Origin of the sequence: Hydrotalea sp. (assembly GCF_049968455.1) — a bacterium.
Lineage (GTDB): Bacteria > Bacteroidota > Bacteroidia > Chitinophagales > Chitinophagaceae > Hydrotalea.
Window position 1 is genome coordinate 114,904 of the sequence record NZ_JBMFQT010000009.1, and the last position, 19,299, is coordinate 134,202.

General features: G+C 35.2%; 18 protein-coding genes. 5 read left to right on the plus strand and 13 right to left on the minus strand.

The annotated features are described in order from the left end of the window. Positions 1 to 9: 9 nt before the first annotated feature. The 13 genes from ACP5P5_RS08340 to ACP5P5_RS08400 form a co-directional block, all read right to left on the minus strand. Positions 10 to 1,686, minus strand: a complete 1,677-nt coding sequence (locus tag ACP5P5_RS08340; RefSeq protein ID WP_428285647.1) for a diflavin oxidoreductase — start codon at positions 1,684 to 1,686, stop codon at positions 10 to 12. Between the two features lies 1 nt (position 1,687). Further along, positions 1,688 to 2,527: a uroporphyrinogen-III C-methyltransferase gene (cobA, locus tag ACP5P5_RS08345; RefSeq protein WP_428285648.1), complete on the minus strand. Its 840-nt coding sequence runs from the start codon at positions 2,525 to 2,527 to the stop codon at positions 1,688 to 1,690. A gap of 64 nt (positions 2,528 to 2,591) precedes the next feature. Next, a complete protein-coding gene (gene cysK, locus ACP5P5_RS08350) occupies positions 2,592 to 3,503 on the minus strand; it encodes a cysteine synthase A (RefSeq protein ID WP_428285649.1) in 912 nt (303 codons plus the stop codon). An 8-nt stretch (positions 3,504 to 3,511) separates the two neighbouring features. Then, positions 3,512 to 4,345 (minus strand): serine O-acetyltransferase, encoded by an 834-nt coding sequence (locus ACP5P5_RS08355; RefSeq protein ID WP_428285650.1) that lies wholly within the window; start codon positions 4,343 to 4,345, stop codon positions 3,512 to 3,514. A 65-nt stretch (positions 4,346 to 4,410) separates the two neighbouring features. Beyond that, positions 4,411 to 5,652, minus strand: coding sequence for a sulfate adenylyltransferase subunit 1 (locus ACP5P5_RS08360; protein ID WP_428285651.1), 1,242 nt, complete (start codon positions 5,650 to 5,652; stop codon positions 4,411 to 4,413). Between the two features lie 19 nt (positions 5,653 to 5,671). Continuing rightward, positions 5,672 to 6,577 carry a sulfate adenylyltransferase subunit CysD gene (gene cysD, locus ACP5P5_RS08365; protein WP_428285652.1) on the minus strand — a complete coding sequence of 302 codons (906 nt, stop codon included), beginning with the start codon at positions 6,575 to 6,577 and terminating at the stop codon, positions 5,672 to 5,674. 20 nt (positions 6,578 to 6,597) lie between these two features. Continuing rightward, positions 6,598 to 7,335: a phosphoadenylyl-sulfate reductase gene (locus ACP5P5_RS08370; RefSeq protein WP_428285653.1), complete on the minus strand. Its 738-nt coding sequence runs from the start codon at positions 7,333 to 7,335 to the stop codon at positions 6,598 to 6,600. Between the two features lie 233 nt (positions 7,336 to 7,568). Continuing rightward, a complete protein-coding gene (locus tag ACP5P5_RS08375) occupies positions 7,569 to 8,819 on the minus strand; it encodes an NAD(P)/FAD-dependent oxidoreductase (protein ID WP_428285654.1) in 1,251 nt (416 codons plus the stop codon). Positions 8,820 to 8,829: 10 nt separating this feature from the next. After that, positions 8,830 to 9,831, minus strand: coding sequence for a 4-hydroxyproline epimerase (locus ACP5P5_RS08380; RefSeq protein WP_428285655.1), 1,002 nt, complete (start codon positions 9,829 to 9,831; stop codon positions 8,830 to 8,832). Positions 9,832 to 9,846: 15 nt separating this feature from the next. Beyond that, positions 9,847 to 11,310, minus strand: coding sequence for an aldehyde dehydrogenase (NADP(+)) (locus ACP5P5_RS08385; protein WP_428285656.1), 1,464 nt, complete (start codon positions 11,308 to 11,310; stop codon positions 9,847 to 9,849). A gap of 33 nt (positions 11,311 to 11,343) precedes the next feature. Continuing rightward, the gene (locus ACP5P5_RS08390) at positions 11,344 to 12,252 is read right to left on the minus strand and encodes a dihydrodipicolinate synthase family protein (protein WP_428285657.1); all 909 of its coding nucleotides are present in this window, start codon (positions 12,250 to 12,252) and stop codon (positions 11,344 to 11,346) included. A 54-nt stretch (positions 12,253 to 12,306) separates the two neighbouring features. Next, positions 12,307 to 12,534 carry a GYF domain-containing protein gene (locus ACP5P5_RS08395; RefSeq protein ID WP_428285658.1) on the minus strand — a complete coding sequence of 76 codons (228 nt, stop codon included), beginning with the start codon at positions 12,532 to 12,534 and terminating at the stop codon, positions 12,307 to 12,309. A gap of 53 nt (positions 12,535 to 12,587) precedes the next feature. Continuing rightward, on the minus strand, positions 12,588 to 14,168 hold the full coding sequence (locus ACP5P5_RS08400) for a S41 family peptidase (RefSeq protein ID WP_428285659.1): 1,581 nt from the start codon (positions 14,166 to 14,168) through the stop codon (positions 12,588 to 12,590). Between the two features lie 103 nt (positions 14,169 to 14,271). Between ACP5P5_RS08400 and ACP5P5_RS08405 the strand changes: the two genes are divergently transcribed. The 5 genes from ACP5P5_RS08405 to ACP5P5_RS08425 all read left to right on the plus strand — a co-directional run. Next, positions 14,272 to 15,114: an N-acetylglucosamine kinase gene (locus tag ACP5P5_RS08405; RefSeq protein WP_428285660.1), complete on the plus strand. Its 843-nt coding sequence runs from the start codon at positions 14,272 to 14,274 to the stop codon at positions 15,112 to 15,114. 10 nt (positions 15,115 to 15,124) lie between these two features. Next, on the plus strand, positions 15,125 to 15,955 hold the full coding sequence (murQ, locus tag ACP5P5_RS08410; protein ID WP_428285661.1) for an N-acetylmuramic acid 6-phosphate etherase: 831 nt from the start codon (positions 15,125 to 15,127) through the stop codon (positions 15,953 to 15,955). Continuing rightward, on the plus strand, positions 15,948 to 16,514 hold the full coding sequence (locus tag ACP5P5_RS08415) for a hypothetical protein (RefSeq protein ID WP_428285662.1): 567 nt from the start codon (positions 15,948 to 15,950) through the stop codon (positions 16,512 to 16,514). The genes murQ and ACP5P5_RS08415 overlap by 8 nt, the downstream gene beginning before the upstream one ends. A 76-nt stretch (positions 16,515 to 16,590) precedes the next feature. After that, complete coding sequence (locus ACP5P5_RS08420) at positions 16,591 to 18,813, plus strand: patatin-like phospholipase family protein (RefSeq protein ID WP_428285663.1); 2,223 nt, start codon at positions 16,591 to 16,593, stop codon at positions 18,811 to 18,813. A gap of 68 nt (positions 18,814 to 18,881) precedes the next feature. Next, on the plus strand, positions 18,882 to 19,299 hold a 418-nt coding region (locus tag ACP5P5_RS08425; RefSeq protein ID WP_428285664.1), incomplete at its 3' end, for a J domain-containing protein.

Below are 19,299 nucleotides of genomic sequence, written 5' to 3' on the forward strand. Positions count from 1 at the left end.
ATTGTACTATTAATAAATTTCTTTTACATACCTACCTTCTTTTTTCAATTGTTGCAACTTTGCCAAAGCTGCATCTTTCCCATTTTTATTTTCTATAATTTGTAATAAAGCATCATCAATTACTGAACCGGTATATTCTTTTTCACCACTTACATATATGTAAGCGCCATTATTAATTAATTGAAACAACTCATAGCTATTATTAATTAATTGTTCCGTTAAAGTGCTAGGTTGAAAAATATTTTTTTGAAAACAAACATGCAAATTGTTTAAATGCCCAAGTGCTAACCAATTTTGAATTTCGGTTTGATATAAAAAGTCGGTTACAAAATTTTCATTTTCAAAAAACAACCAATTCAAACCCTCATCACCATTGGCATCGCGTTGATGAAGAAATGAACGAAAAGGTGCTATACCTGTTCCATGAGCAATCATAATAACAGGTATGTGGCTTTCGGGCAGTTTAAACCTTTTGTTTTTTTGTACAAAAAATGACAATTGACTGCCAACTTCTAAATTTTTTAAATACGATGAACCGACACCATATTTAATAGTTTGTTGCACCAAAAATGTTTCAAAATTAACTGTTAAATGAAGTGAATCTTCATGTACATTCGGCGCTGAAGCAATGGTATATAACCTGGGTAATTGTGGGGTCAATAACTGAATAATTTCATTCAATTGATTTTTGGGATTGATGGGATAAATCTTTAACAAATCCAATAAATCCATGCGAGTAAACGGAATTTCACATTGAACTGATTGGGCATAATTTTGAATCCACTTTTCAGATAAGTAATGAATGTTTACTTTTTTCTTCAATAAATTTTCAATTGTAAATTTTTCACTCCGCCATTCTACAATATAATTGGGATTTAACTGCAAACAATCTAAAATGGATTGTACAGTTTCAGGATTATTTTCCGGGTAAATACCAATTGAATCTCCAGGCAAATAATCAATATCAGCTACACTTAATTCTATATGATAGGTATTGTGCGTTGAACCCACATCATTCAACAATATTTGTTTGGTTATGCATGCCTCATAAAATTTTTTTTCATTTTTTACTGTTGAACTAATTGTGTTTATTTGGGGTTGTTGAATTGGTGATTGTTGATTTTTCAATAACTGCAACAATTCATGAAACCAATTCATGGCAACAGCTTCATATTCTACATCGCATTTTAATAACTGCTGTAAACGATTGGCTCCTAATTTATCTAATTGAGCATCCACATCAATTCCTGCCTTACAAAATTCTGGATAACTACTATCGCCCAAACCAACAACAGCATAATTTAAATTGTTCAACTGGATATTTTCGTTAAATAAAGAATTGAAAAAAACTTGTGCAGCCGCAGGCGGTTCACCATCACCCTGTGTACTAATTACAACAATTAATATATTTTCCTTTGGAAGTTGATTAAAAACATATTGATCTACCGAATAAAGTTTTACGGGTAGTTTATTTTTTTTTGCAATACTTGCAAATTGAGTGGCTAATTGTTTTGAATTGCCCGTTTCGGTTGCGTAAATAATGGTTATTTTGTTTTCAACGCCGATAGCTTTTTTATTATCGACAACAATACTTTGCTGTTCGTTAATAATACCGGCAATATATCCGTTAATCCATATCAGTTCTTCTTTACTGGATGTTTGTACCAAATTAAGAACAGTTTGCATTTTAGGTGTTGCTAACATAATCAAATAAAAAAGAAGGTGAAAAATTTAAATTATATTTTTGGCTTAATGCAGGAAAGTATAAAGCATTTTTAGAATTACTGCTCTTAAACCAACTAAATGCAGTTGACAATTCAGCCACTTTACCCACAATTACTAAGGAAGGGGATAAAAAGCTTAAGTGCCCAAATTTCACAGAAAATTGCAATATTGGTGTTGAAAACACACGCTGCAGTGGTGTACTAGCTTGTTCAATAACGGCAATCCATTTACTATGATCAATTCCGTTAGCAATTAAACTTTCAACTAGTTGATTCAAATTTGCAGAAGACATATACCAAACCAATGTATCAGATGTTGCCGCTAATTCTTTGAATTGAGTATTTGAAAGTTCATTTGAATTGTGCAAAGTCAAAAAACGAACTGCAGAAGCATAATTTCGTGCTGTGAGTGGAATACCTGCATATGCTGAAGCTGCTGAAGCTGCAGTTATTCCGGGAATAATCTCAAATGGTATTTTATTTTCCTTCAACACCTGCAATTCATCTAAAACATTGGAAAAAAAAGCAACATCACCACCTTTTAAGCGAATAACCAAAGCATGATTTGCAGCATAGTGTACAATTAAATCATTAATGGCTTGCTGAGGTGTAGAAACCTTTTTACTGCATTCTTTACCAACCGAAATAATGATTGCAGAGCTTGAAACATATTGATTTAAAATTTCTTCACTCACTAACCTGTCTACCAATACAACATTGGCTGATTGTAAATATTTTACAGCTTTGATTGTAATTAAATCAGGATCACCCGGCCCTGCTCCTATTATTACAACTTTACCCATGGTTTTTTATTTATTAGTCTACTGAAATAGTAGAGTTATTGTTTAAAAAAATTTAGTGTTTAAATCAGAACAAGCCATCTACTGATAGATAACGCTCACCTGTATCGTAATTAAACGTAAGTATTAATTTATTTTCAGGAATATGGGAAATAATTTGTGCTATTGCGGCCAATGATGCACCGGTTGAAATACCGGCTAAAATACCTTCCTTACGTGCCAGCATTTGTGTAAAATGAAAAGCATCTTCTTTACTAACTTTAATTACCCCATTCAATAATTCGGTTTTAAGTATGGCAGGTATAAAACCTGCTCCTAAGCCTTGCAAGGGATGCGGCCCCGGGTTTCCACCACTTAAAACAGGTGAAAGTTCGGGCTCAACTGCAAATACCTGTAATTGGGGCCAATGCTTTTTCAACACTTCGGCAACACCGGTTATATGACCACCGGTTCCAACCCCAGTTATTAAATAATCAACACCATCAGGAAAATCATTCAATATTTCCTGAGCTGTAGCTTGATGATGTATAGCTACGTTTGCAGGATTATTAAATTGTTGAGGCATCCAGGCATTGTTATTTTCCTTTAATAATTCATTGGCCTTTTCAATTGCTCCCTTCATTCCTTTTTCGCGAGGGGTTAACACAAATTCAGCCCCGTAAATCGCCATTAATTTTCTTCTTTCAACACTCATGCTTTCAGGCATTACTAAAACCACTTTATAACCTTTAACGGCTGCAACCATGGCCAAACCAATGCCGGTATTACCGGATGTAGGCTCAATAATAATTCCGCCGGGTTTTAATAAACCCTTTTGCTCAGCATCTTCTATCATGGCAAGTGCAATTCTATCTTTAATGCTGCCACCGGGATTGGCACGTTCCAGCTTCATCCAAACCTGTTGGTGATTGGGATAAATATGATTCAACCTTACATGAGGTGTATTACCAATAATGCCTAAAATATTATTTGCCTTCATAATAAATATTAAATAACATAATTTAATGGTTCGGGAAATGGATTATTGTCACGAACCTTTACTTCACTTTTATGATACACCACAGAAAATGGTTCAACACTATAGGTTAACCAAACATTACCTCCAATAATACTGTCGTGCCCAATAATGGTATCACCGCCTAAAATTGTAGCCCCTGAATAGATTACCACATTATCTTCAATAGTAGGATGCCTTTTGGTAGTAGCATCTTTTTTATCAACACTCAAAGCACCCAATGTTACACTTTGATATAATTTAACATTGTTACCAAGAATACAAGTTTCACCAATTACAACACTGGTACCATGATCAATAGAAAAAGAATGACCAATTGTAGCACCCGGGTGTATATCTATACCGGTTTTACTGTGTGCAATTTCAGTTAACAAACGAGCTAATAACCGCAGGTTCAGGTGCCACAATACATTGGAAAAGCGATAAACAGCTGTTGCAAAAAAACCAGGGTAAGCAACCAATACCTCTTCCAACGATTGCGCTGCCGGATCAGAACTTAAAATGGCTTGTGCATCCGCTAACAACACTTCGTACACTTCAGGAATCTTTTCAAAAAACTGATTGGTTATATCATCTATTGCTTTGGTATCGGGCAAAAAACCACTTACAATACTTTGAAATCGAACTTTTAAATCAGCATAATCACGTTGTATGGCCATTAAACCACCTAAGCCATTATTCTTGGGCACGAAACACAAATGAAATAAATCATCAATAAAACTTTCAGTAGCATGTTTATCGGGGAAAACCTGATAACATTTTTTATTGCGATGATACAATGTTTGTAAAAAAGTAGATTCGTTCATAACTAATAAACAATTATTTTAAATCATTGTTGCGCAATGAAATTATAACTTTTTAACGAATACTATCATTGTATCATACAAGCCCCTACTGTTACATTGGTTGCCTCATCAATTAAAATTGCTGCACCATTAACAGGTAATGATTCATATTTATCATAAACTAATGGTGTTGCCGTTTTTAAAGTTATTGATGCAATTTCATTCAACTGAATTTTATCTATGTGCTCCTGCTTAGTAAGTGAATGAACATTTAGCACATAATTGATATTTGTAACAATACATTTTACCAATGTGCAATTTAATTGTAACCAGTAACGATTGCCTATTTGCAAAGGTTTTGTATCCATCCAACAAATCATACTTGAAAACGCTTTATCTGACAAAGGTTGTTGTTGAACAGGAACAATTACATTTCCTCTACTTACATCAACATCATCAGCCAAATGCACAATAATGCTTTGTGGCGCAAATGCTTCTTCTACATTTTTTCCATTGTGTTCAATAGATGCAATATGGGTATTAATACCCTGTGGCAAAACACTAACTGCATCTCCAACTTTTAGTATACCACTAATCAATTTCCCTGCATAACCTCGGTAATCATGCAAGGTTTCGCCTTGTGGTCGTATAACATATTGAACAGGAAAACGTGTAACAGATAAGTTAACATCATTGCGTACCGGCACATTTTCTAAAAATGACAACAATGAACTTCCATCATACCATGACATTGTTGTTGATTTTTCTACAATATTATCGCCCTTCAATGCACTGATGGGAATGTAGGTTACATTTTTTAATCCTAACTTTTCTGCCACAACGGCATAATCAATCATAATATTATTAAAAACATCTTCTGCATAACCCACCATATCCATTTTATTTACAGCCACCACCACATGGGATATTTTTAAAATAGAAGCAATTAATGAATGTCGTCTGGTTTGTTCAACAACACCATTTCGTGCATCAATTAATACAATAATTAAATTAGCGTTAGAAGCACCTGTAATCATGTTTCGGGTATATTGTATATGCCCCGGTGCATCGGCAATAATAAATTTTCGTTTAGGGGTTGAAAAATATTTGTAAGCTACATCAATGGTAATACCTTGTTCACGTTCGGCACGCAAGCCATCGGTTAATAATGCCAAATCAATTTCGCCCACTGCTTTATGCTTAGTTTGTTGTTGTATAGCTGTTAATTGATCAATCATGATTGATTTACTATCATACAATAACCTCCCTATTAAGGTACTTTTCCCATCATCAACACTTCCGGCAGTTATAAAACGTAAAATATCCATATGCGCTCATTTACAAAATTTAAAAATATCCGTTTTTCTTGCGGTCTTCCATAGCAGCTTCAGACACCTTATCATCTATACGAGTTTCACCTCGTTCACTGGTTTTGGTAGCTACAATTTCATTAATAATTTTTTCAAGAGTATCCGCATTAGACTCCACAGCAGCAGTACAACTCATATCACCAACAGTTCTATAACGTACCCGCCTTTTTGTAACAACATCAGTTTCATCAATTTTAATATAAGGTGAAACAGCTACTAACTGACCTTCATGTTCAATTACTTCACGTTCGTGGGCAAAATAAATAGAGGGCAATTCTATTTGATGGCGTTGAATGTAATGCCATACATCTAACTCAGTCCAATTACTAATGGGAAATACACGAACATTTTCTCCTTTGTGAATTTTACCATTGTAAATATTCCATAATTCGGGTCTTTGCAATTTAGGTTCCCATTGTCCAAATTCATCACGAACAGAAAATATTCTTTCTTTGGCTCTTGCTTTTTCTTCATCTCTACGAGCGCCACCTATACAGGCATCAAATTTAAATTCGTCAATGGCATCGAGTAAGGTAAATGTTTGTAAAGCATTTCTGCTGGCAAATTTACCCTTAGGTTCAGGTAAATTTTTAACTTTCATTGTATCTTCTACTTTCCTAACAATTAAATGTTCCTGAATTTCATGCACTAACTGATCTCTAAATGCCAGGGCTTCAGGAAAATTATGGCCGGTATCAATGTGTAATAAAGGAAAGGGAAAATTACCGGGTCTAAATGCACGCAAAGCCAAATGAACTAATGTAATAGAATCTTTCCCCCCACTAAACAGTAGAACAGGCCTTTCGAACTGACCGGCAACTTCCCTTAGAATATGAATAGCTTCTGATTCCAACTGATCTAAATGATCTAAATATCTTTCCATGTACTTTTCTTTAAATCGATTTACGATTGAATGGTTGTTAATTGGGAATGTATATGCAAGCCACATTCCTTTTTATTGGCATCTTCCCACCACCATCTTCCTGCTCTAAAATTTTCGCCGGGTTGAATGGCACGGGTACAGGGTGCACAACCAATGCTCACAAAACCTTTATCGTGTAACGGATTATAAGGTATGTTTTGGTTTTGAATATAGCTTTTGACTGCTTCAGTTGACCAATGTAAAAGCGGATGAAACTTAAAAACTGCATAAGTACTATCCCACTCCAAGATGGGCAATTGTTGTCTATGCTGTGAATGTTCCGCTCTAAGCCCGGTAATCCATACTTTTTGATTGGCTAAAGCTTTTTGTAACGGTTGAACTTTCCGAATATGGCAACAGGTTTGACGGTTTTCAACTGATTGATAAAAAGCATTAGGGCCATTTTGGGAAACAAAATTTTGAATTTGCAAAGCATCAGGGTAATATGCCTTTATTTCTAAACCATATTTTTCCCTACTTCGCTCCCACACAGCATAAGTTTCAGGAAACAACCGTCCGGTATCTAAAGTGAAAGGTTGAATATTAATGTGATGCTGATATATCCAAAACAAAATAATTTGATCTTCCCAACTAAAACTAGTTGAAAAAACTACCTTATTTGGGAATGATTTAGCCAAGAAATCTAAAGCTTCCCACTCATTTTTCCCCTGAATTTGCTTTTGTAATTGTTGAAGTTGTTCGGTTGATGTATGATTCATATTTGCAATTGTTTTTTATTAATTTGATTTATTAAGCTGATAATCAACAACAATTGCATGTTTTAAGGGTGTAAATTTTCAATAAAATACTCATTAGTCTACCAATTTAGTAGAGCAAATATAGTCTACCAAATTAATAGAGTAATTGAAATAAGCTTAAAATTTCTATTAACAACACAGAGAAATGGCTGAAATGCAGCAACAATAAATGTTATTATCAAAATAAAAATATTTTATTCAAATCGGTTAACATCAAAAGCCGATAAAGAAATAGAAGGTTGTTGCTCATTTAGCAACTCAGACACCAATTTCCCTGTACCTGCCCCTAAACTTAACCCCAACATAGAGTGGCCGGTTGCAACCACCAAATTATTCCATTGTTTTGGCTTGCCGATATAGGGCAAACCATCTGCTGAGCAAGGTCTAAACCCATACCAAACTTGTTCTATTGGTGGAACAGGTACCATAAATTCAGGAAAGAATCTTTGCACTGCCTGCAATAAACCAACAACACGTTGCATTTTAGGTGGCGATTTAACGCTCGTAATTTCCATTGTTCCGCCAAAACGAATTTTATTTCCATCCATTGGCGTTAATGCAGCCCTTCCTTCCACCAAAATTGCGGGATGATTAATTTTATAAGGTGAATTTTCTAATGTAACGGAATACCCACGCCCCGGCATTAGTGGTATAGATAGTTTTAGTTGTGCCGCTAATTCGCGGCTCCATGAACCGGCAGCCAAAACAACTGCATCCGCCTCATAAAAATTATTTTTAGTGATAACTGAATAAATTTTTTGTTGTTGGGTATTGAACCCGATTACAGGTTCGTTACGCAACAAGGCAACACCGCTATTTTGCAAATACTGCAGCAACTGAGCCATTAATTTATTAGGATATAAATGTGCATCGCATTGAAAAAAAATGGCCCCTAAAGCATTTATTTTAGTTTGAGGCTCCATTGCCTGCAAGGCATTATAATCTAATAATTTCGTATCTATCAACCCTAATTCATGTGCTTTTTCTACCGTATGTTTAGCATGTTCAGAACCTTTTTCCGTTTGAAATATTTCTAACAAACCTTTATGCTCATAGGAAAAATTAAATTCGGGCTGTTTTGCTAAAGCATCATATATGTGTTGACTAAACAAAGCTATATCACGCAATGGGATGGCTGCTTTTTCAACTTTTTCAGATGTTGCACTGCGCATAAATTTTATGCCCCAATCAATTAATGGTTTACTTAATAGGGGTTGCACATAAAAGGGGCTGGTATCTTTCAGCATCCAACGTAAACCTTGCCGTACAATTCCGGGTGTGGCTAATGGAATAAAATGGCTGGGACAAACATATCCTGCATTACCATATGAACAATTGTTTAGCATATCAGTTTGATCAATAATAGTAACCTGATGTCCGGATTGATATAAAAAATAGGCACTGCTTAAACCAATAATACCACCGCCAATAACTATAATTTTCATGTATATTTTTTTATAAAACTTGAAAACCTAATGCATAAGGATCATCATCCGTATCAATTTGTATGGTATTATAGCCATACACTTTTGCCCAACCTTCAATAGAAGGTCGAATGGCGGGCTTCCCATCCAAAATCAATTTCTCGGCAATGGTTCCTTTGAATATAGAGCCTATAATACTTTCATGAATAAAAACATCGCCTTTTTTTAATTTTCCTTTGGTGTACCATTGAGCCATACGGGCAGAAGTACCGGTTCCGCAAGGACTTCTATCAATGGCTTTTTCACCATATACAACAGCATTTCGCGCAGTTGAATTGGCATTTATTACGTTTCCTGTAAATAAAACATGGCTGCAACCACGAATGGTTTCATTTTCGGGGTGCACAAAATTCATGGACATATTTACTTCCCTTTTAATAATTTGTGCAAAGTGAATTAATTGTTCGGCCTTGTAATTATCTATGCCCAAAAAATTTTCTTGTTGGTCAACAATTGCATAAAAATTTCCCCCATAAGCCACATCTACATTTAGCTGACCTAACCCCTCGCAAAAAACAACTATGTTTTCTGCAGCTAAATAAGCAGCAACGTTGGTTAGCTGAACACTTGTAACTTTTTTATTCTGCTCTGTATAAGAAATAGGCACAATGCCGGCCGGAGTTTCTAATCGCAAAGAACCCTGTTTTTTGGGTATGATCAATCCTTCCTGTATGGCAATGGTTACAGTACCAATTGTTCCATGACCACACATGGGTAAACAGCCGCTGGTTTCAATAAACAAAACGGCAGCATCATTTTCAGGTTGATGAGGTGGATATAAAATACTGCCACTCATCATATCGTGTCCACGGGGTTCAAACATCAGCCCTTTTCGAATCCAGTCATATTCTTTCAAAAAATATTGTCGCTTCTCGCTCATATTATTCCCATATAACACAGGGCCACCACCGGCTACTAACCGTACCGGATTGCCGCATGTATGAGCATCAATACAAAAAAAAGTTTTCTTCATATTTATCTTATGGCATTAAATAGCAGCTTGGGTAAATTGCGCATTCACCATGCGCCAAATGTTTAATGGATTTTCATTTTTTAAAGCAGAAGGAAGCAAGGCTTCAGGTGCGTTTTGAAAGGCAACCGGCCTTACCCAACGCTTAACAGAGTGAATACCTACTGCAGTAAAACGGCTATCGGTACAAGCAGGGAATGGCCCACTATGTACCATTGCAGGGCAAACTTCAACACCGGTAGGCACACCATTAAATACTAAACGTCCTGCAATATCAGCAGCTATATCTATTAATTCTGGCAATACTTCAAAATCAATTTTATTCCCGATAATCGAAGTGGTTAACTGACCACTTACTGCTTTCCAAACCTGCAATAACTCATGCAAATCAGCACATTGTACAATTAATGAGTACGGACCAAATACTTCTTCCCGCAATAAGGGATTGTCCAAAAATACATTAGCCTTAACTGTTGCAATGGTGGGTAATGCATCCATTTCTTTCAGCGGCTGATTGCTTTGCTGTACCAAGTTTACGCCTTTTTGAGCCAACGCATTTTTCATTTTATTAAAGTAAGCATCGTGTATGCCTTTGTGTAGCATAGGTGAAGGTATTGCATTGCTAATTTGCTCACTTAATGTTTGTAGAAAAACAGGCATATATTCATTAGCGATGCCTAATATTAAACCCGGGTTAGTACAAAATTGCCCCACGCCCAAAACAATAGATTGAGCATATTCTTTTGCAATGGCTTCAGCTCTTTCATGCATGGCATTTGGAAGTATAACAACCGGATTTATGCTACCCATTTCAGCAAAAACCGGTATAGGCTTTTCTCGTTCACTTGCATATTGCATTAATGCTTTACCTCCATTCAATGAACCTGTAAAACCAACACCTGCAGTTAAGGGATGCTGTACTAAATTTTTACCCGCCTCAAAAGATGTATCAGTAACATGTTGCACAACAAAATTTGGCATTTTATTGGTAGCTACTGCTTTCTGTATTGCACTAAACACCATGGCGGATGTTTTTGCATGTGCAGGGTGTGCTTTTACCACTACCGGGCAACCTGCCGATAAAGCACTCGCAGTATCTCCCCCTGCAGTTGAATAAGCAAAAGGAAAATTACTGGCTCCAAAAACAATAATAGGCCCAATTGGGAATAGCATTCTTCTTAAATCAGGCTTAGGTGGCGTTCTGTCCGGAATAGCAGTATCTATCACTGCTTCAACCCAACTACCTTCTAACAGCATGTCAGCAAACAAATGCAACTGATTGGTAGTTCTAAATCTTTCACCCTTTAATCGTTCAATGGGTAAATTTGTCTCATTGGAGGCTTGTTGCAGCAATGCATCGCCAATTGCATCTATTTCAAAAGCTATGCTACGTAAAAAATCGGCTTTTTTTTGAGGAGAATAGTGTTTGTATAACTGAAATGCATGATATGCCTTTTGCATAACTTGATCAATTACTACCATAATTTACGAATTTAAAATAAACTAATCCTAAAGTTACACATTCGGTAAACCGGGATGATTGGCTACACATTTTTTAATTAAGTTTAAAACATTATCAAGTTCAGCACCTTCGGGCATTAAGCGGGGCGAACGAACATATGCAGTTCCCAAACCTTTTACTTGTTGTGCTAATTTAATGTATTGCACCAATTTAGCATGAATATCCAACTCTAATAGTGGCGAAAACCATCTATGCAATGCAATAGCTTCGTCAATTCGTTTCTGTTTTATTAATTCATATAAAACCACCGTTTCGCGGGGAAAAGCATTCACCAAACCGGCTACCCAACCATCAGCCCCCATTAATATGCTCTCAGCTGCAATGGTATCTACTCCACAAAACAAAGCAAAACGATTCTGAAAATGATTTTTTAAAATAGTAAGGTTAGTAATATTTCTGGTAGATTCTTTAATGGCAATAATATTTTCGTGTTTAGCCAATTGATTCAAAATAGTAATAGTTAATTCTGTACCATAGTCAACCGGATTATTGTATAACATAATTGGCAAATTAGTAGCACCGGCTACTGATTGCAGAAAATAAGTAGTTTCACGTGTATCACTTTTATAACGCATTGGTGGTAATAACATAAAGCCATGTGCGTTATTAACCTCGGCCATTCTTACTGTTTCAATAGCTTCCTTTAAAGTTGCAGCAGCTATATTTAACAATACTGGCACTTTGGCCTTATTGGTATTTGTCGCAGTTTGCAATAACTGTTCTTTTTCTTTTAATGATAAAACCGCTGCTTCACCCAATGAACCTCCGATAATGATACCATGTACACCAGCATTTAACTGTGCTTGAATTTGAGTAATAAATAAGGGTAAATCTAATGTGTCGTTTTGTGTAAAAGGAGTAGTTAATGCCGGAAAAATACCTTTCCAAATTTGCGCTTCCATTTTTTTTGCTAAAACTACACAAGAAAGTTGTATGAATTGAAAGCAGGAAGAAATTTATTTCAAGAAAGAAAAGAGCTTTTGAAAAAAAGAAAGATTATTATTGACAGGTTGTACAGTAACAATACAAGGAGCTAAATGTGCTATTTGTTCTACAGGAGTCCAATCTTCTAAGCCTTCATACCATATTTTATCGGTAACTTTTAACCCTTTTTGAGCAATTTTTTTACTATTAAAAGGGCCTATGATTAGCTTATCTTTTCTTAGAATATAAATTTTTTCCATTAAGCAAGTTAAGTTTTAGCATCTTAAATTTCATAAACGTGTTACTTTAACAACTATTGCAATACTTCTAAAGCTTTTTTAAAAGTTTCGTTATTGGCATTCATTATTTCATAAAAGCCCGAAGTGCCAAAAAGTTGACGAGCCAATAAAGCTTTAATGTGTATTGCAAGCTCCTTCTGTGCTTCTGCATTTTTAGGCATTTGCAATGAATCGGCTTGCAAATAATTTTCCAATTCTTTCCAATTATTTGTGTTTAGTTGGAATGCTTGTTGAAATTCAGTTATATTTTTAAAGTTATGAAAATAGGTTGTATCCTTTAAATATAATTTATACACATACCTGTTAATAGTATTCTTGGCGAAAATTTTTTCGAGTGAAACACGGAATAAAGTTGTATCGAATGGCACAAAAATATCGGGTGTAATTCCTCCACCGCCATATACTAAATGCCCATTGGGTGTTTTAAATGCAGGGCCTTTCAGTTTAGACGAATCTAGCTTAAGTAACTCTCCATCATGAAAACGATTCATCAGCTCCTCATCATATACATTTTTACCTTTATTATAGGGTTTTTGTATATTTCTTCCCAAAGGGGTATAATAACGGGCAACCGTTAGGCGCAATGCTCCACCGTTACTCAATTGAAATTGTTGTTGCACCAGACCTTTGCCAAATGTTCTTCTACCTATTATCGTTGCTCTATTCCAATCTTGCAAAGCGCCCGATAAAACCTCACTGGCAGAAGCTGTAGTTTCATTTACCAGTACTACTAAAGGATTTTTTTCGAAAATACCATCCCGTTTACAACGGTAATCAATACGTGGTGAATGTGCGCCTTCGGTATAAACAATAAGTTTTTCATCATCCAAAAACTGGTCGGCAATAGCTGTAGCTTCTGTAAGAATTCCACCACCATTACCCCTTAAATCCAAAATTAATTTTTTCATTCCCTGCTTTTGCAATTGTTCCAGTTTTTGCATAAACTCTTCAAAGGTGCGTTCCCCAAACTTGTTAATTTTAAGATATCCAATATCGGGGGTTACCATATAAGCAACATCTACGGAAGGAACTAAAATACTGCCTCGAGTTACAGTTAACTGTATTGTCTTACCATTACGTAAAAGCGTTAATTTAACCGTTGATCCGGCGGGACCTCGCAACTTACTTTTAATACTATCAGTTGATAATTTACCAATAAGGTTGATAGAGTCATTTGCTTTTAAAATAGCATCGCCAACTTTAATCCCTGCTTTCTCTGCAGGGCCATTGGGCATTACTCCCAAAACATTGATGGTATCATTGAATACCTGAAACTCAACTCCAATTCCCTGAAAATTGCCCATCAATTCTTCATTCACCTCTTTTAAATCTGCCGGTGGTATATAAACAGAATGGGGATCTAAATTGGCCAATGCTTGCTGAATCAGGGCTTGTTTAAAACTATCAGGTTTAATTTCGTCAACGTACTTATTGTCAATTAAATGAATTACTTCTTGTAATGATGAGGGTGCACCATTTTTTAAGAAACCATCGGAAGAATTATTTACATTAAGCTGATAACCCAAAACCATTCCTATTATTAAAATAACCGCCAATAGAAAAGGTAACCAAATACTTAATTTTTTTCCTGACATATAATGTTGCTTCTTTGTATCTTGATTTGAGTTTGCGAATATCCGTATTAATGTTGAAATGTATGGGTATTGTTGCACACATTTACAGTATAACCTTATTATTATGGCCATTAAATTAGTTGCAGACAGTGGCGCTACCAAATGCGAATGGTGCCTAATACAACCCCGTAAAACAACCAGCTTTGCTACTCAAGGGCTTAGCCCATATTTTTTAGGTAAAGAAGCAATGACTGACATAATTCGAAAAGAAGTTCTACCTAACTTATCAAAAAATACAAGCATTGATTCTGTTCACTTTTATGGAACCGGTTTAGGTAATCCTAATCATGCTAAAATGGTGAACAAAGTATTAAAGTCAATCTTCCCATCAAGCAAAATTGAAGTGAATACTGATATTTTAGCTGCAGCCAGGGCATTATGTGGAAATGAAAATGGAATAGCCTGTATTTTAGGAACCGGTTCTAATTCATGTTATTACAATGGCAAAAAAATTGTAAAAAACAGAGCCGGTATTGGTTATATTCTTGGTGATGAGGGCAGCGGAGCCTATTTAGGTAAAAAAGTAGTTCAATATTATTTATACGAAACCTTTGATGCGGAATTAATGGAGAAATTTAAAAAACAATATGGGCTAAGTCCTACTGAAATCTTAGAAAATGTCTACCAAAAACCATTAGCGAATCGATACTTAGCTAGCTTTACCCTATTTCTTGCAGAAAACCGCGGCCATTATATGATTGAAAATATTATTGAAGATGGCTTAAACGATTTTTTTTATCAACATTTACTTAAATACAAGGAAATTTGGGAATATCCTATTAATTTTATTGGCAGTGTTGCATTTGGATTTAGCGACATTTTGCAGGAACTTTGTACGGCATATGAATTTAAAGTAGGCAAAATACTGCAAAAACCCATGGAAGGGTTAATTGCCTATCATCGATAATGAAGTAAACATGAACCAACAGACGAAAATTACAGAACAATCATCTAAATATCGGCATTTAGAAAAAATGTCGGTGATGGAAATTTTACAACACATTAACGATGAGGACAAATCTGTACCCATAGCTGTTGAAAAATCTTTACCACAAATTGAAGCTTTAGTTACCGCAATTAGCGATGTAATGCTAGCGGGAGGACGTTTATTTTATATTGGTGCAGGAACCAGTGGCCGATTAGGCATTTTAGATGCTAGCGAATGTCCACCCACTTACGGTGTTCCCTATGGTTTAGTAGTAGGTATTATTGCCGGAGGTGAAAAAGCAATTACCCAGGCAGTAGAAAATGCAGAAGATGATATTGAGCAAGGTTGGAAAGATCTTCAACAACACAATATCAGTAAAAACGATTTTGTGGTGGGTTTAGCTGCCAGTGGCAGTACCCCTTATGTTATAGGTGCTTTGCAAGTTTGTAAACAAAACAATATACTTACCGGTAGCATTTCTTGCAACCCCAACTCAGATATTAGTAAAATTGCCGATTTCCCAGTTGAAGTAATTGTTGGTCCCGAATTTGTAACCGGAAGCACCCGTATGAAAAGCGGAACGGCACAAAAACTGGTATTGAACATGATTTCCACCAGCGTAATGATTCAATTAGGCAGAGTAGAAGATAACAAAATGGTAAATATGCAATTAACCAATGCAAAATTGGTTGACCGCGGTGCAAAAATGGTTATGGAACATCTCCACAATATGACTTATGAAAAGGCAAAATCTTTATTATTGCAATATGGCAGCGTAAAAAAAGCGATAGAAGTTGCCAAGGCACACCAACATGCATAACATTGAACCTTTTTATAATTGGCGACACATATATATTTCTGAAGAAGACAAGCATTCACCCTTTTTCGGAAGAACTTATAGTGAATTTGAATATTCACATACAGTCTATAATTACTACATTCATCCGCAATGGGATGATTTTGGCAGCAAAACTCTATACATAAAAATTTTATTTGCTGATTATGATGCACATTATGCTATTATTGAAATGCTTGGGGAATGGAACGATGCCATTGAAAATGATATAATGGAATTAAAACGTGAAGTGCTAGATCAGCTTTTTTCTGAACACATAACTAAGTACATTTTAATTACCGAAAATGTATTAAATTTTCATAGTAGCGACAGAGAATATTACCAAGAATGGTTTGAAGAAGTAACGGAAGAAAATGGATGGATTGTTGCTTTAAATATGCCTCAAGCCACTCAAGAAGATTTTAAAAAAAAGAAATTGAATTACTATATTGAACTTTTGGAAATACCGGAGTGGCGTGTATTTAAACCTCAACACCTTTTTAAAAAAATTGATGATATGTTTGCCAAGCGATTAGATACTTAACAATACTTAAAACCAATTTTTCATTCACATTTTGTTGCTCTGCTGCTTTCGTGTATATTCACATTTCATTCCCGATATGAAAGTAGTTACTTATATCCTGCTTTTATTTTTTACAAAAAATCTCTTTGCACAACAACCAGCTGTTGGTTTAACTTTGAGTGGTGGTGGTGCTAAAGGCTTGGCGCATATTGGCATTTTAAAAGCTATTGATTCTGCAGAACTACCTATCCGTTATGTAACGGGCACAAGCATGGGAGCAGTAATTGGTTCTCTTTATGCAATAGGTTATTCCGCCGACACGATTGAAAAAATTGCTCGTCAAACCAATTGGGATCAATTACTGTCCAACAGTATTTCTCTTCGTTCATTCAGCATGCAAGAAAAGGATGATTATGGCAAATATGCAATTGAATTACCATGGGTAAACAATAGTTTTCGACTCCCTAGCGGCGTTATTGAATCGGAAGAACTATGGCTTAAGCTAAATGAATTGTTTTTTCCGGCATACCAAATGAAAAATTTCAAACAATTTCCTAAAGCATTTGAATGTATTGCTACCAATATTTCCACCGGTGATGGTGTAGTGTTAGATAGTGGAGAAATTGTTTATGCAGTACGTTCTAGTATGGCAATTCCTTCAGTATTTACAGCAGTTGATTACCAAGGAAAGAAATTAGTGGATGGAGGCGTAGTAAGAAACTTTCCGGTAATTGATGCACAAAAAATGGGAGCAGATTATTTAATTGGAAGTAATGTGGCCGGAGGTTTATTGCCAAAAGAAAAAATTAATAACATCATTCAGGTGCTACTGCAAATTGCATTTTTCAGAAATGATGAGGATGCCATTAAAGAAAAAGCACTATGTAATACTTATATACCACAACATTTAGAAGAATATAATATGGGCAGTTTTGGGTCTGCCAACGAAATAATTGATTCCGGAAATATTGCAGGTGAAAAGTACTTTCCTAAGTTTAAACAAATTGCCGATTCTCTGCGCAATATTTATGGTTCACTGCCCTTCAAAAAACAAGTATTGCCAAAAATTTCATCTGTTAAAATAACCGCATTTACCATTCGTGGTTTGCATCAAACCGATGCTAGTTTCTTTTTAAAACGTATGCAGTTTTCATTAAACCAATGGTATAGTGCTAACGATTTATCTGAACATATTAGAAAAGCTTTTGGAACCCGTTATTACAATAAAATTGTGTATTCATTATTACCTATTACAGATACTACTGCACAAATTGTTTTTGACGTGGAAGAGAATCCATTAACATTTGCCAAATTGGGTGTTAACTATAATCAATTTACAGGCATTAGTTTAATTACAAATTTAACTAGTCGAAACTTTTTTACCCCCTATTCAAAAAGTCAAATTACTATTAACATAGGTGAGAATATGCGTTTACGGGGTGAGCATATTCAAAATTTTGGAAAACATAAAGCTTTCTCCGCTACCGCTACTATGCAAATTGAATCACTCAATATTAACAGCTATAACAATTTTTCAAAACAAGGTTTATTTAAACAAAATTATTTTCTGGGCGATTTAAATGTTCGTTACTCTCCTACTCGTGAACTTTCAGTTGGCAGCGGTATTCGTTTTGAGAACTTGTATTATAAACCACAAATACCTGCTGCGTTTGAAGCAAGAGGAGGTATTAGCTATTTTAATCCCTACCTGTTTATAAAAGCTAATTCACTTACCAATTCAATCTATCCCAAAAATGGAAGTAAAACTGATATAGAATTGGGGGCAGTAATTAATCAAACACCGAATGTCGATTATTACATCAATGGTACAGAAGTACAAGCCCCCGATTCAATTGGCATTCAATATAAAAATTACTATCGGGCATTCATCAATGCTGAAAAGTACATTCCTATTACAAAAAAGAAAACGTTGTTTACACAATTCCAAGGAGGATTTAATTGGCGAAATGCAGGTGATGTGATTAACGCATTTAATGTTGGAGGTTTAACCAATGTTTATAAGAACCAAATTACTTTTTCAGGATTAGCAGAAGGCACCGTGGTTACAAATAGCATTGCAACCATGCAAGTTGGGTTACGTTATCAGATTTTTAACAATGGTTACATTATTCCTAGAGCAAATGTGGCTTTTTATGATTTTATTAATGGAAATTTTATGCCTGAAAAAGCAAAATTTTTATCTGGTTATGCAATTTCGTTTGGCTACAATTTTGTTTTAGGTCCACTTGAAATTAGCATAATGTATTCCGACCAAAGTAAAATGCTTTTACCATATATTAATTTGGGTATTCCTTTTTAAATAAACAAGTTAAGCATAGCCTTGTTATTATAACTTAATACTTTACTTTGTGAGGCTAATTAAGTAGCATGGAAGATTATTACCAAATATTAAGGGTTCATCCCAATGCCAGCGAAACTACTATTAGAAAGGCCTACAGAAAACTGGCACTTCAATACCACCCAGATAAAACGGGGAATTCTGAGGAACTAAATTCCTATTTCAAAAAAATAAATGAAGCATACAAAGTACTTTCCAATACAGAACAACGAAAACAGTTTCATCTGCAATATTATTCGCTATATCAATATGAGCCACACATCAATAATAGTAATGAAATATTAATAGCATGCAAAAAGCTACTAAAGCAAATCATTCAACAGGGTGATCACATTAATGAAGAAGCAGTTGTATTGTCAATCCAGTCATACATTTTAAATGAAACCAATTTACATATTCTAATAACAGAAGAAAACAAATTCATTCAACAGCAAATACATCAAGAAC